Genomic DNA, 12,347 nt, shown 5'->3' with positions numbered 1-12,347 from the left:
ATCGCGCGATGCAGACAAGTGCCCCGCTGGACTTCACCGTCGAAGAGTGTGTCTACCACACGCCGCGTGGCATTCCTCTGATCGCGCGCATCTATCGGCCGAAAACCGAACATAAAACGGCAGCGGTCGTCGATGCGCATGGCGGACGTTGGTGTGCCGAAGATCGCTTGACCAATCAGGCCATTGATCGGACGCTGGCCGCCTCGGGCGTATTGGTGATGGCAATCGATTTTCGCGTGCCACCGGAAGGCCGCTATCCGCTACCGGTATCGGATATCAATTTCGCTGTCCGCTGGTTGAAGCATCATGCGTCGGAATTGAATGTTGACCCCAACCGGATCGGTGCGGTTGGAACTTCGAGCGGCGGCCATCAGCTTCTGCTGACCGCCCTGCGGCCGGACGATCCGGCTTTTACGGTCGACCAGCCGCCAATGCAGCAGAGCGCCAGTCTCGCTTTTCTCATTGCCTGTTGGCCCGTCTCCGATCCAGCCAAACGCTACCATTATGCGTTGAGTAAAGACATGCACGACCATGTCGCTTGTCATGAGGCCTACTGGGCAAACCGTGACCAGATGGAAGCGGGCAGCCCGATACGGTTGGTGCGTGAGCGTCAAGCGACGCATTGGCCACCACTTCTTCTTATCCAAGGTACCGAGGATGTGATCCTGTCGCCTGGCATGTCGGAAGACTTCGCCGAGGCCTATGCAGAACAGGGCGCCCAGGTGACGCTGAAACTATACGACGGGCAGGGGCATACGTTTATCACCAAGGATCCGACTACGGTGGCCTCACATCAAGCGATCGCCGACATGATCGCCTTTATCGGCGCGCAGCCGTTGCCCGGAAAATAACGCTGCGGGTTCGCACGGGCCGTCGGCGTTCAAGAGTGTCGTGCAATAGGGGAGGGATTCGATGCAACCATTCAATCGACGGACCGTCATCGCTGGTGGGGCCGCACTCGGTGCTGGTCTGGTGGGCGCACGGTATGCGCGCGCGCAGACGGCGCCGGATTTTGCCGCCGCGCGAGCGTCCGCCAATCCGCTCCCGCCGCGGCGCGAATACATCATCCGTAACGCCCATCTGCTCACCATGGATAGTTCCCTCGGCGAGATTTCGGCGGGCGACGTACATGTGCGCGACGGCTATATCGTCGCCGTCGGTGCCAATATTGCCGCGCCGAGCGCTGAGGTGGTCGAGGGACGCGGCATGATCTGCATGCCGGGTTTCGTCGATACCCATTGGCATTTATGGAACTGCAACTGCCGGCAATGGGTCCGGACCACCGACAACCGCTATTCCTATTTTCCACTGACGTCCCGGATCGGCGTGCGCACGCAACCGGCCGACGCGTACCGTGCCGCTCGCTTTGGCATTGCGGAAGGCCTGCTTACCGGCATCACAACCGTTCATAACTGGTGCCATAACACGCGCGGACCGGCTTGGGCCGATGCCGAGATCAGTGCGATGCGCGACATGGGCATCCGCGGGCGCTATTCCTATGGTGGTCCGCAGCAAGGCCCGACTGACAAGATCATGGACCTTGCCGATCTCGCCCGCGCCAAGAAGGACTGGTTTGTCGATCCGGCGGCGACTGACGGCCGGCTGTCGTTGGGCATCTGTTCGCGCAACCTCGTGCCGGGGCAGAGCTTGCGCGGCACGATCACGTTCGACATCGCCAAACGCGACTGGGGTGGCGCGCGGGAACTCGGCTTGCCCATTACCTTGCACGCGTCGCCGAAGGACCTGGTGTTCGAATTGGAGAAGCAGGGCTTGCTTGGTGCCGATGTACAGCTCGTCCATCCGATGTTCACGGTCGCCGAGGAGCGGGCGATCTTGAAGAGCCGGGGCACCAGTTTCGCTTCTTCGCCGATCGGCGAGGTGCAGCGTCCACCTGATGGCGGCGTCGTCCAGATCAACGAACTGCTGCAGTCGGGCGTTTTGACCAGCCTGTCGCTGGATGAGACCGTCGCCGGCAATGCCGACTATTTCAACGTCATGCGCGTGATGTTCAAATACGACAAGCACCGCGTCGGTGAGGGGCCGGACAATCTCGTGACGGCCAAACGGCTCGTCGAGATGGCGACGATCGATGGCGCGAAAGCGCTGGGGCTTGAAAAGGTCACAGGTTCGCTCACGGTCGGCAAGCGCGCCGATATCATTTTGATCCGGGGCGACGACTTCAATCTTGCACCCATGGCCAATCCATGGGACGCGATCGTGCTGCATGCGCAGCCTAATAATGTGGCTTTGGTGATGGCCGACGGGCGCATATTGGCGCAAGATGGCAAACTAAACGGCATCGACCACGGAAAAATTATGCACGAAGTGCGCGAAACGAATGCAAGGCTTGCCGCCTTTGCCGATCCGAGCTGAGCTCACTGCGATCGAATGTCATGCATATGTGGCTCGGACGGATTCCGTTCGAGCCATTTTCTCGGCTTCTTGCACGGATTAGTTTTTCTAATTGTGGCTCTATTTGCGCTCCGATCGCTTGTCGGCGCTGTGTCCTGATCCATACTCATATGGGGAGATCAAGCAGCGTGAGATGAAAACATGGCGCGCAACCGATGCATTCTGCACGACGGACTGATCGCTACTTTATTGCTGACGTCACTGAGCGTTACTCAGGCCGTAGCGAACGAAGCTGACAGCGGCTTCTTCAAAGGCAAGCGCGTCACGATGCTGATTGGATCATCGGCGGGCGGTGGCTATGATGTCTACGCCCGTCTCATCGCCCGGCATTTGGGAAAGTATATTCCCGGTAATCCTATCGTTACCGCCTCCAACATGGCGGGTGCTGGCAGCAATGTTGCGGCAGCTTTCATCGCCAATTCCGCGCCGAAAGACGGTACGACGATTGGAGCACTTTATATGGGCGCCATTGTCGAACCGCTCTTTTACGACAAGGTGCGGTCCACGCATAATCCCGTGGAGTTTAATTATATCGGCAACGCCAACACGGACTATGACGTCTGTGTTGTGCGCAGCGATGCCGGTGTGAATTCCCTGGCCGATGTTTTTCATAAGGAACTCATCCTCGGCGCAAGCGCGCCGGGCGGCGCCACCTATGATTTTCCGACTTTGTTAAAGGAGTTGCTTGGCGCGAAGCTCAAGATCGTTTCTGGTTATCCTGGCTCCCGGGAGGTGAACCTTGCCTTGGAGAAAGGCGAGGTTCAAGGGATCTGCGGTCAGTCCTGGGGTGGCGTAGCGGCCATGTACGAACCGATGATCCGCAACGGCTCCATCAAATTGCTCGCTCAGGAGGCCGTGAGCGGCCATCCCAGCCTCGATCGCATGAAAGTGCCGCTCACCAAGGAGTTCGCCTCCAGCGATGCCCAGCGCGCAGTCATGAATCTATTCTACCAGCAAACAAGCTTCTCCCGGCCCTACGTGGTTGCCAAAGACGTGCCGACAGCGCGGGTGACCCTTCTGCGCCGCGCTTTCATGGACACGATGCAGGACAAAGACCTGCGCGAGGAGGCGCGCCGGGCTCAGATCGATGTCGATCCGACGTCGGGCGAGGACATGCAGAAGACCCTGACCCAACTTTATGCTTCACCAGTCGATCAGATCCACGCGATCCGAAAGATATACGCCGCAAAATAATGAACCAAGCATCCCCGGAGTTTTGATATGTCCAAGCTACGTCACGTCGCGCTGATCGTCTCAGATCCGGAGGCCTCCGCCGCTTTCTACGAAAAGGCGTTCGGTATGACGCGCTGTGGTACCGCCCGGCGAGGCATCTATATGACCGACGGCACGATGAACCTCGCTCTCCTCAAAAAGGAAGGCGAAAAAGAACGGCTTGGCGTCTTCCACTTCGGCATGTGGGTCGAGGATCTGGACGAAGCGGAGAAAGCGATCCAAGGCGCTGGTGGCTCGTATCTGACCGGACGGCCAACTTCGCCAAACTCTTTTTATGAGGCCAAGTACAGAGATCCTGACGGTATCGTCTTCGACGTGACCCACACCGGATGGGCCGGAGCCAAGCAGTAATCCCTGAATCTGGAAGATGTCGATGACCTCCAAGCAAGTCGTGATCATCGGTGCGGGCCCGGTTGGCCTGTGCCTGGCATTATCCCTGACGCAATCGGGCGTGCCCGTCACCGTTATCGAAACCCTGAATGACTCAAATTTTCTCGATCAAGTGCCGCGTGCGGGAACCAATCATCCTGCGACGCTCGAAATGTTTGATCGCATCGGCCTTTATGAGAAGATCGAAGCGCGCGGCTTTCGGGCGCCGCTTTTCCACTATTGGGATCGGGGCGGGCCAAAATTGCTGGCAGAATTTGATCATGCGCTGTTGCGAGATGACACCAAATTTCCCTATGTCTTACAGTGCGAGCGCATCAAGATCTGTGAGGAAGCGCTAGCTTTGGCTCGCAGGGAGCCGCTCTGCACGGTGATGATGGACACAACCTTCGTCTCGTTCACTCAAGATGCCAACGGCGTCGTGGCCGTCGCGAAGACTGCCGATGGCGATGAGGTTCGCGTCGAAGGTGCCTATATCGTCAGCGCGGAGGGTGCTCGCAGCATCGTGCGGCGCGATCTCGATATCGACTTCGAAGGCTTCACCTATCCGGACAGGACCTTGAATATCGAAGTCGTCCACGATTTCCGGCAATATGGCTTCGCCGATCGAAACTACATTTCTGACCCCGACGAATGGTCAAACCTCTTCCGTTGGGCCGGGCCGCCAGAGCGCTGGCGCGTGCATTTCCCCACCGATCCGAATGACGACCCTAACGAGGTGACAAAGCTTGAGGCGCTGAACGCTCGTCTGCAGGCCTTCATGCCGAAGTCCGGCCCCTATGATATCCGTGGCAGCAATCTCTACACGGTCCACCAGCGCGTAGCCGCACGCTTCCGTAAAGGACGAGCGTTGCTGGTCGGGGATTCCGCGCACGTCAATAGTCCAATTGGCGGCATGGGCATGAACAGCGGCATCCACGATGCCTTCAATCTGGCCGATAAGCTGGTTTCGATTCTGAACAATCACGAAAACGATATCGTGCTCGACCGGTACGATCGACAACGCCGGAAGATCGCGGTGGATCATACGCAGGCGCAGACCATCCGTAACAAACGTCTCTTGCAGGAGAAGGACCCGGCTGTCCGGCAGAAAAACCAGGACGACCTTAAGCGCACGGCAGCTGATCCGAAGCTTGCGCGACAGTTTTTGCTGCGGACATCTTTGTTGCAAAGCGTGCGGGACGCAGCGGAAATTCAATAGCGGATATCAAGGCGCGTCGAGAATGCGGAAATGTGGTACGAGGTCCGGGGCGAGCTTGCGCAGACGCGGCAGGCATTCGTCCTGAAGGACCGTGCGGCAGACGTCTGTCAGTTCCTTCATGGCGTCAGGCATTTCGCGCTTGCGCCAGACAAGCCCCAGGGTTCGGCTCAGTCCAGGCGCAGGCATTTCATGGATGGTAATCTCGGCGCCGGCTTCGAGAGGATCGAAGAGTTGCGAGGGTGTCAGAATGGACCAGCCGTAGCCATGTGAAATGGCTGCCACCAGATCGCTGGACGATTCGAAGGCATTGCCTCGCTGAATGTCCAGGCGAAGGCGGCGCAGATGTCGTTCGATGCGTTGCCCCGATTGGGTCCGCCCCGAATAGCCCAGAAAAGGCTGGGCTTTGCTGAGGTTCTTCAAGTCGCGGACCCTGGTCGTCACGCTTTTGGGCGTCGCGACGACATAGGATTCCTGTATCAGATCAAGATGGTCGAAGGCGTCGATGTCCTCCAGGGCATCGGACGTAAACGCCACGTCGATGTCGCGGTTGTTAAGGTCTTGCGCGTGATTGATGGTCAGACCGCGGATTACGGTGACATGCTGCGCGATCAGGGATCGATTCACAGTCGCATCGAGGATGGTCGGTACAAGATAGCGTGCGAATGTCGACAAGATAGCGATACGCAAGTGCGGCAGCCGGCCGGCCGCCACGTGCCGGACTTCGTCGCGCATTTCGCGCGCCGCCAGCAGAACGGATGTTGCCCGGTTTTTCAGAAGCTGGCCGGCGGGTGTCAGGCGCAGGGGGCGGATGTCGCGGTGAAACAGCGGTGCGCGCAAATGTGCTTCGAGCAGTTTGATCTGTTGCGAGATGGCAGACTGGCTGATGCCCAATTGACCGGCCGCAGCGGTCATGCCGCCGGCATCGGCCACGCTGACAAAAACCTCCAGGCTTTTGAGGAAGTCAAAGTCGCGGGTTACCGGCTCGGTCATAGATGGTTCCGTTCAAACGGGAACGAACAGATCCTCGGGGCTGAGCCGCACGGCTGCCATGTTCTGTTCATGGACATATTGGCAGAGGGCGGCCAGGGCGGCTCGATTACTGTCGATTCCATAGGAGAAAAAATCGGCGCCGAAGACGCGTCTGGTTTCTTCGAGATGATCGATCAGAAACGGCAGGCCCATTTGCAGAGCGTCCGTATCGTAAAGCCCGTTCAGCGCAATATCTTTGGCCTGATTGAAAGCGGCGTAGATGGCCCCAGCGATCCAGGGATTTCGATCGTAAACGTCGTTGCGGATGGCGATCGTATGCATGACCGGGAAAATGCCGGTCTTGAGATAATAGGCTATTTCGGCGTCCTTGGGGTTCGGAAACAGCCGTGCGACGCGGGGATCTCCCAGGCGGAAGCCGTCAGGCATATCCTGTGAGATCAGAGCATCGATGTCGCCATTCAAGAGCATATCATTCAGGCACTGCGCCTTGTCGAGTAAAGTGATCTTTAGGCCAGGCTCGATGGGCAAGGGCATGACGGGCGCGATGCCGTGATCGATGCCGCCGATGAACCAATGGACATCCTTAGGCGCCACGCCATATTCATGTTGCAGGAGGCCCCGCGCATAGACCAGAGCGGTGGAGGTGAACCGCATCGTGCCGACGCGCCGATCGGCCAGGTCTTCAGGCCGACGAATGCCGCGATCAGTGCGGATATAGATCGCATCGTGGCGAAACATCTTCGATAGCATGACAGGAATAGCGACAAACGGGCAATTGGGCTCGCTTTTCATGCTCACCAGCGTCGCAAAGGACATCTCCGACATGTCGAAATCGCCGTTGAGCATGCGTTCGAAAGCAATACGGGGGCGCATGACATCGACCTTGAGATTGATCCCTGTCGGTTGGATGCGTCCGTCGATGATCGGACGCGTTCTGTCGTAGCTCCAGCAGGCGATGGAAAGAGAGAGGTCGCTCACACAGTGAACTTTCAGATCGATCGTTTGGATCATCTGATGATAAATGCGTACGGCAGTCTACAGCAAATTTATTCTGATCCTGCACTCACAGAGGCGCGATTAAACTACATGCTTTCTGTGCCAATGGCAGGAAGCCGTAAAAGCGAGATGAGCCGGGGCGCCGCCCGTTATCGTCGATCGTCTGATCCTATGCTGTGAGGCAGTCGCCTTCGATGGGAATGCTCCAGGCATCATATCCGTAGACCCAGTCGGCGTTACCGGAACTGCGGAGCCATTCATTCTCGGACGAGGCCTGTTGAATGCGGCTGGCGCGTTGTTTGCGGACCGCGACATAGGCTTTCATCGCGGATTCGATATTTTCGTCGCGTTCCAGGCATCGCGCTAGAACGGCAGCATCTTCCAGGCCCATCGCAGCGCCCTGCGCCATGAAAGGCACCATGGCGTGGCAGGCGTCGCCCAGCAAGGCCACGCGGCCGGCTTCCCAAGTGCGCAAGGGGGCACGTACATAGAGAGCGGTTTTCAGCGGAGCCTGGCATTCTCCGAGTATTCGCCGCGCTTCGACGTGATAGCCGGCGAAAGCCGCTCGCAAATCCTCGATTTCGGCTTTAGCGGACCAAGATTCGCGGCTGATCTCAGGCTCTTCCTTGGTGGCAAATACGAAAAGTTCGCGGCCACCGTTGATTGCGGCTGTCACCAGTTGGCTTTTAAGCGTTGGTCCCCACCATTTGACGAAGGATTGATATTCGTAATCCTTGAGACGCGCGGTCGGCAGGATATCGCGATATGCGACCATGCCCGTGTAGGTGAGATCGGGAGTTTCGAAAAGAAGCTGCCGCACGGTCGAGTGAATACCGTCGGCGGCGATAAGCCCATCAAAGCGTCGCCGCGAGCCATCTTCCAAATGGATCGTTACATCGTGTGCCGTCTGGTCGACGGAAACTAGTTTTGAATTGAGATGGACGGCGCCAGAAGGCAAGGCATTTTCGAGAGCGGAGAGCAAATCAGCGCGATGCACCATCAACTGCGGCGAGCCATATTTATGCAAGGCCAGTTTGCCCATCTCCAGGCGCAATGTTTCTTCGCCGGTATTCCAGGTTCGGCTGACGCGGAATTCAGGACTAAAGGCGGCCGCTCGCAAGTGCTGGCCGATGTCCAGGCCATCGAGAACGCGCACCGCGTTAGGCGTTAGGTTGATTGCGGCTCCGATGCGCCGAAAGGCTTGCGCTTGCTCGAAAATGGCAACGGAGATACCACGTCGATGCAGCGCTATCGCCGCGGCCATGCCACCGATACCCGCTCCCACGATCGCGATTTGCCGAGAAGCCATGCCGTTTACCCCGTTTGACAACGGATCGAGTACAGCAATCAGTTTACATCGTCAACTCAATAACCGATGGAAGATCTGACCAGATGACGAAGAGCACGAAGCACGTGAAGGCAACAAAGGGCGGCGTGCGACGCTCCATGGCGAAAGATAACAAGGAAGATGGCTTTGAGCGTTCGGCGAGTTCAAGCGATTCGATGACGCTCGGCGCACGCATGATGACTTTATCCAATCTCATGCGTCGCATTACGGCTCTGAGATTTCAGCGCTTCTTCGACCTCGCGCTGGTCGATGGATGGATCATTTCACACCTGGGCGTGGGTGGTCCGATGTCGCTCGATCAGCTGGCCTATCGTGCGGGGCTGGCCAAAAGCCAGATGAGTCGAGGGGTTACGAAACTGGTTTCGCTAAAACTGGTCGATCGTCGCCGCAATCCCGACAATCAAAACGAAGTCATTTTAACCCTGACCGCCAGCGGCAAGGATATTTTCAAGAAGATCAAACAGCAATGGCCCGACTATAATCGGCTGCTCACAACAGGTCTGAGCTCGGCTGAAAGCGACATGCTTCTCGATCTGGTCAAGCGACTGACTGACAATTCTCGACATAATTTGGCGGACGAGCAGCAAGCTAATGGCGAGGACGGTGACGTTTGAAAGAAAGCTCGGCTGTAGGGCGCATAGGCCTAACGGTCGAACTCTTTTGGCTTTCACAAAATCCTTCTGCAAGAAGAGGTTTTGCGTTGCCTTTGACGCCGAATGACATCGGCAGGTATTGGCGGAGAAATTTCACCGGTTAAACGGTGCTGAAAATTTGCGTTGATGCGCGCATTAAATCGGCACGTCGCGCCGATCATTTCGCCAGACGGGTCGCGCAAAGCAATTGACTTTGTAAACAGCTTAACCCACATTCCTCGTATCGATCTTCGGCGATATGCGTCGGGATACGGGAGGGCGATCATGTCGCGAGCGGTGTTGACGCGCTTGATGGGTGTCGCGGTCGTGGTGGGAGTAGCGTTCGGCGTGCGGGCACAGACAGCAGCCGTGCCGCAGGCATTGCAAGCCGCACTGGACGACGTGAAAGCCAATCCCACAGTGAATTTGGCCTGGGCTGAATCATCATTCGGCGGCTCGGCCGGCGCCAAACGTTTCGAGGCGGAGATCCGCAAGCAATACGGCGTCAACATTTCAATCCGCTTCATTCCCATGGCCGGCTTTGCGCGCGTAGGGGGGCGGATCGCCACTGAATATGCCGCCAAGCAACCGGCCTTTACCGATGTGTGGCTGTCGACGGCGGCCCAGATCGTGCCAATTTTGGATCGTGATCTGCTGGCGACCATTGATTGGAATGCTTTCATGCCTGGCCGCCTGCCGGCCAATGCGGTCGATGCCAATGGTCGATCGATCAAGGTAGCCACTGGGTTCTCTGGCGCCGATTACAATACCCAGTTGGCGCCGATGGTGCCCAAGACCCTGGAAGATTTCTTGCGGCCGGAATGGAAGGGCAAACTTGCAACCACGGCCTATGCGGCCAGTTTCGATGTGCTGGCTGCCAATGGAGTTTGGGGACGCGAGAAGACGCTCGATTATGTGAAGAGATTACTTCCGAATGTCAGCGGTCTGATGGACTGCGCGGAATCAGAGCGCATTGCGACCGGGGAATATGCCGGGCTCGTGATGAATTGCCTGGGCCAGTTCGCCATTCAGTGGCGCGACAAGGGAGCGCCTATCTCGCGTATGATTCCGCTCGATGCACCGGCCCGGCGCTACTACTACCTGTCGGTGCCGAAAAATGCTGCCAACATGGCTGGAGCCAAGCTCTTCGTCACCTACATGCTCTCGCCGGAAGGCCAGAAGGCATTGTGGGATCTCGAGCGGCTCGATTTCGACGAACTGCCAGAGTCGCATAGTCGAGACGAGGTCAATGCTCTTAAAGCGCAAGGGGCGAAGTTCACCGACGTGACGGTCGAGTGGGTGGCGGCCAATCCGGAGGTCGAAAAAACCAAGGACGAGATCATCCAATTGCTGCGCACGAAGTCGAAATAATCCCATGACATTGGTGAGCCCGGCTGAAATTCAAAGGCAACCTGCGGAAGAGGGTAGAGGTCTGCTGGACAGACTGCCCTTTGATCCGTTCACGGTCATTTCTGGTGCCGTTGTCATCAGTTCTTGTGCCGTCGTGTTGGGGCTAGTCGGCATCGTTGGCTGGCTGAGCCTTGTCGAGGGGCTGCCGGGTGATGCTGGGAAAGCATTGACACTGGTCAACTACCATAAGGTTTTCGAAGATCCATTCGTTCTGACCGTTCTCTGGAATACGTTGCAATTCTGCTTTGCAACCCTCGTTGTCGCCATGCCGTTGGGGTTGATCGGCGCCTGGCTTGTTGAGCGAACGGATTTTTCCGGGAAAACGGTGGTCCTGTCGCTCATGAGCATCGGCCTGCTTATTCCGGGTTTCGCCTCGGCGATGGGATGGCTCTATCTGCTGCATCCACGCATAGGCGTGGTGAATACCTGGCTCGGCGACCTTTTTGGCCTGGCCGAAGCGCCGTTCAATATCATGACCATCGCCGGCATGGGATGGGTGCAGGGATTGAGCCTGGCGCCGCTCATCTTCGTCATGACCGCAGCGGTGTTCCGTGCCATGGACCCCTCGCTGGAGGAGGCTGCGAGCACCCACGGGGTGAAGACCTGGCGTGTGATGATGAAAGTCACTCTGCCACTCGCTTGGCCGGGCATCCTCGCAGCCGCCATCTATGTTTTTGTCATCGGCTTTGCCGCCTTCGATGTACCGGCGGTACTCGGCTGGGGGAATCGCATTTTCACCTTCAGCACATTCTTGCTGTCGGTGATCAACGGCAGCGAGGGCTTGCCGCGTTATGGTCTGGGCGCTGCCCTGAGTGCCGTCGTGATCGTGATCGCCGGTCTCCTTGGCTATCTTTACTCCCTGATGCAGCGTAAGGCGCATCGCTACACGGTCGTCACCGGTAAGGCGTACAAGCCAAAGCTGATCGAGCTCGGTCGCTGGAATATTGCAGCTTGGATCGGCGTCGTTCTCTACTTCAGCTTCAGCAAACTCGTGCCGTTGGTGCTCCTCGTCTACGCCTCTTTATTGCCCTTCTTTCAGTTCCCGAGCCTGCGCGCTTTCAAGTCCATGTCCTTGAGCAATTACTATTCCGTGCCGTGGGGGCTGGCGACGGAGGCACTGGGCAATACACTGATCTTGATGCTTCTGACACCGACGATCACGCTTGTGATTAGTGTCGCCTTCTCCTGGATCGTCCTGAAAACGCGGGCACCGGGTCGCAAGACGGCAGATTTCATCGCTTTTCTGCCGCATGCGGTGCCAAACGTGATCTTCGGCATTGGCGCACTTCTGGCGGCGCTCTATCTGCTGCAGTCTTTCATTCCTATCTACGGCACGATTTGGCTCATCTTGCTGGTCTTCGTCGTCGCGCGCTTAAGTTACGGCACACGCATGACCAACAGCGGCCTCATCCAGATTCATAAAGAACTGGAAGAAGCGGCGCAGATCAGCGGTGCAACTGGCTTTGGCACGTTCCGTTCAGTGATCCTGCCGTTGCTGTCACCCACCCTGATGTACGCTTGGCTGTGGATCGCTTTGCTGACTTATCGTGAACTGACGCTTGCCGTCGTCGTGTCGAGCTCAGGCAATGTCACACTGCCTGTTGTCGTATGGTCGCTATGGTCGAGCGGCGGTCTCGGCCGTGCTTCGGCACTGGCCGTCATCAGTATGCTGCTCGTCGTTCCTTTGATCGTCGTTTACTGGTTCATCGCCAAGCGCCGCGGCGCTCTGGCTGCCTGA

General features: G+C 57.6%; 11 protein-coding genes. 8 read left to right on the top strand and 3 right to left on the bottom strand.

Annotation, left to right across the window (positions count from 1 at the left end):
- The first annotated feature begins 8 nt into the window (after positions 1 to 8).
- The 5 genes from OIM99_RS20780 (at position 9) to OIM99_RS20760 (ending at position 5,233) form a co-directional block, all read left to right on the top strand.
- The gene (locus OIM99_RS20780) at positions 9 to 851 is read left to right on the top strand and encodes an alpha/beta hydrolase (RefSeq protein ID WP_311852398.1); all 843 of its coding nucleotides are present in this window, start codon (positions 9 to 11) and stop codon (positions 849 to 851) included.
- A 61-nt stretch (positions 852 to 912) separates the two neighbouring features.
- Positions 913 to 2,373: an amidohydrolase family protein gene (locus OIM99_RS20775; RefSeq protein WP_311852397.1), complete on the top strand. Its 1,461-nt coding sequence runs from the start codon at positions 913 to 915 to the stop codon at positions 2,371 to 2,373.
- Between the two features lie 180 nt (positions 2,374 to 2,553).
- Positions 2,554 to 3,606 (top strand): tripartite tricarboxylate transporter substrate-binding protein, encoded by a 1,053-nt coding sequence (locus OIM99_RS20770; RefSeq protein ID WP_311852396.1) that lies wholly within the window; start codon positions 2,554 to 2,556, stop codon positions 3,604 to 3,606.
- A 27-nt stretch (positions 3,607 to 3,633) separates the two neighbouring features.
- Positions 3,634 to 3,996, top strand: coding sequence for a VOC family protein (locus tag OIM99_RS20765; RefSeq protein WP_311852395.1), 363 nt, complete (start codon positions 3,634 to 3,636; stop codon positions 3,994 to 3,996).
- Positions 3,997 to 4,018: 22 nt separating this feature from the next.
- Positions 4,019 to 5,233: an FAD-dependent monooxygenase gene (locus OIM99_RS20760; RefSeq protein WP_311852394.1), complete on the top strand. Its 1,215-nt coding sequence runs from the start codon at positions 4,019 to 4,021 to the stop codon at positions 5,231 to 5,233.
- Between the two features lie 6 nt (positions 5,234 to 5,239).
- Here OIM99_RS20760 and OIM99_RS20755 read toward each other — a convergent pair whose 3' ends face one another.
- From OIM99_RS20755 to OIM99_RS20745, 3 genes are all read right to left on the bottom strand, one after another.
- On the bottom strand, positions 5,240 to 6,223 hold the full coding sequence (locus OIM99_RS20755) for a LysR family transcriptional regulator (RefSeq protein WP_311852393.1): 984 nt from the start codon (positions 6,221 to 6,223) through the stop codon (positions 5,240 to 5,242).
- Positions 6,224 to 6,235: 12 nt separating this feature from the next.
- A complete protein-coding gene (locus OIM99_RS20750; RefSeq protein ID WP_311852392.1) occupies positions 6,236 to 7,201 on the bottom strand; it encodes an ABC transporter substrate-binding protein in 966 nt (321 codons plus the stop codon).
- 187 nt (positions 7,202 to 7,388) lie between these two features.
- On the bottom strand, positions 7,389 to 8,528 hold the full coding sequence (locus OIM99_RS20745; RefSeq protein ID WP_311852391.1) for an FAD-dependent monooxygenase: 1,140 nt from the start codon (positions 8,526 to 8,528) through the stop codon (positions 7,389 to 7,391).
- An 83-nt stretch (positions 8,529 to 8,611) separates the two neighbouring features.
- Here OIM99_RS20745 and OIM99_RS20740 point away from each other — a divergent pair, with 83 nt between their 5' ends.
- The 3 genes from OIM99_RS20740 (at position 8,612) to OIM99_RS20730 (ending at position 12,347) form a co-directional block, all read left to right on the top strand.
- Positions 8,612 to 9,181 carry a MarR family winged helix-turn-helix transcriptional regulator gene (locus OIM99_RS20740; RefSeq protein WP_311852390.1) on the top strand — a complete coding sequence of 190 codons (570 nt, stop codon included), beginning with the start codon at positions 8,612 to 8,614 and terminating at the stop codon, positions 9,179 to 9,181.
- A 303-nt stretch (positions 9,182 to 9,484) separates the two neighbouring features.
- Positions 9,485 to 10,570 (top strand): ABC transporter substrate-binding protein, encoded by a 1,086-nt coding sequence (locus OIM99_RS20735; RefSeq protein WP_311852389.1) that lies wholly within the window; start codon positions 9,485 to 9,487, stop codon positions 10,568 to 10,570.
- Positions 10,571 to 10,574: 4 nt separating this feature from the next.
- The gene (locus OIM99_RS20730) at positions 10,575 to 12,347 is read left to right on the top strand and encodes an iron ABC transporter permease (RefSeq protein WP_311852388.1); all 1,773 of its coding nucleotides are present in this window, start codon (positions 10,575 to 10,577) and stop codon (positions 12,345 to 12,347) included.

It is taken from the genome of Methylocella sp. CPCC 101449, assembly GCF_031921685.1.
Taxonomy (GTDB): domain Bacteria; phylum Pseudomonadota; class Alphaproteobacteria; order Rhizobiales; family Beijerinckiaceae; genus Terripilifer.
Note: the sequence above shows the minus strand (reverse complement) of the source record. Positions and strands in the feature narration are given on the sequence as shown.

Coding starts and splice junctions, on each gene's coding strand:
- OIM99_RS20765 (WP_311852395.1), top strand. CDS start 3,634: ATGTCCAAGCTACGTCACGTCGCGCTGATCGTCTCAGATCCGGAGGCC.
- OIM99_RS20780 (WP_311852398.1), top strand. CDS start 9: ATGCAGACAAGTGCCCCGCTGGACTTCACCGTCGAAGAGTGTGTCTAC.
- OIM99_RS20760 (WP_311852394.1), top strand. CDS start 4,019: ATGACCTCCAAGCAAGTCGTGATCATCGGTGCGGGCCCGGTTGGCCTG.
- OIM99_RS20745 (WP_311852391.1), bottom strand. CDS start 8,528: ATGGCTTCTCGGCAAATCGCGATCGTGGGAGCGGGTATCGGTGGCATG.
- OIM99_RS20735 (WP_311852389.1), top strand. CDS start 9,485: ATGTCGCGAGCGGTGTTGACGCGCTTGATGGGTGTCGCGGTCGTGGTG.
- OIM99_RS20730 (WP_311852388.1), top strand. CDS start 10,575: ATGACATTGGTGAGCCCGGCTGAAATTCAAAGGCAACCTGCGGAAGAG.
- OIM99_RS20775 (WP_311852397.1), top strand. CDS start 913: ATGCAACCATTCAATCGACGGACCGTCATCGCTGGTGGGGCCGCACTC.
- OIM99_RS20740 (WP_311852390.1), top strand. CDS start 8,612: ATGACGAAGAGCACGAAGCACGTGAAGGCAACAAAGGGCGGCGTGCGA.
- OIM99_RS20770 (WP_311852396.1), top strand. CDS start 2,554: ATGGCGCGCAACCGATGCATTCTGCACGACGGACTGATCGCTACTTTA.
- OIM99_RS20755 (WP_311852393.1), bottom strand. CDS start 6,223: ATGACCGAGCCGGTAACCCGCGACTTTGACTTCCTCAAAAGCCTGGAG.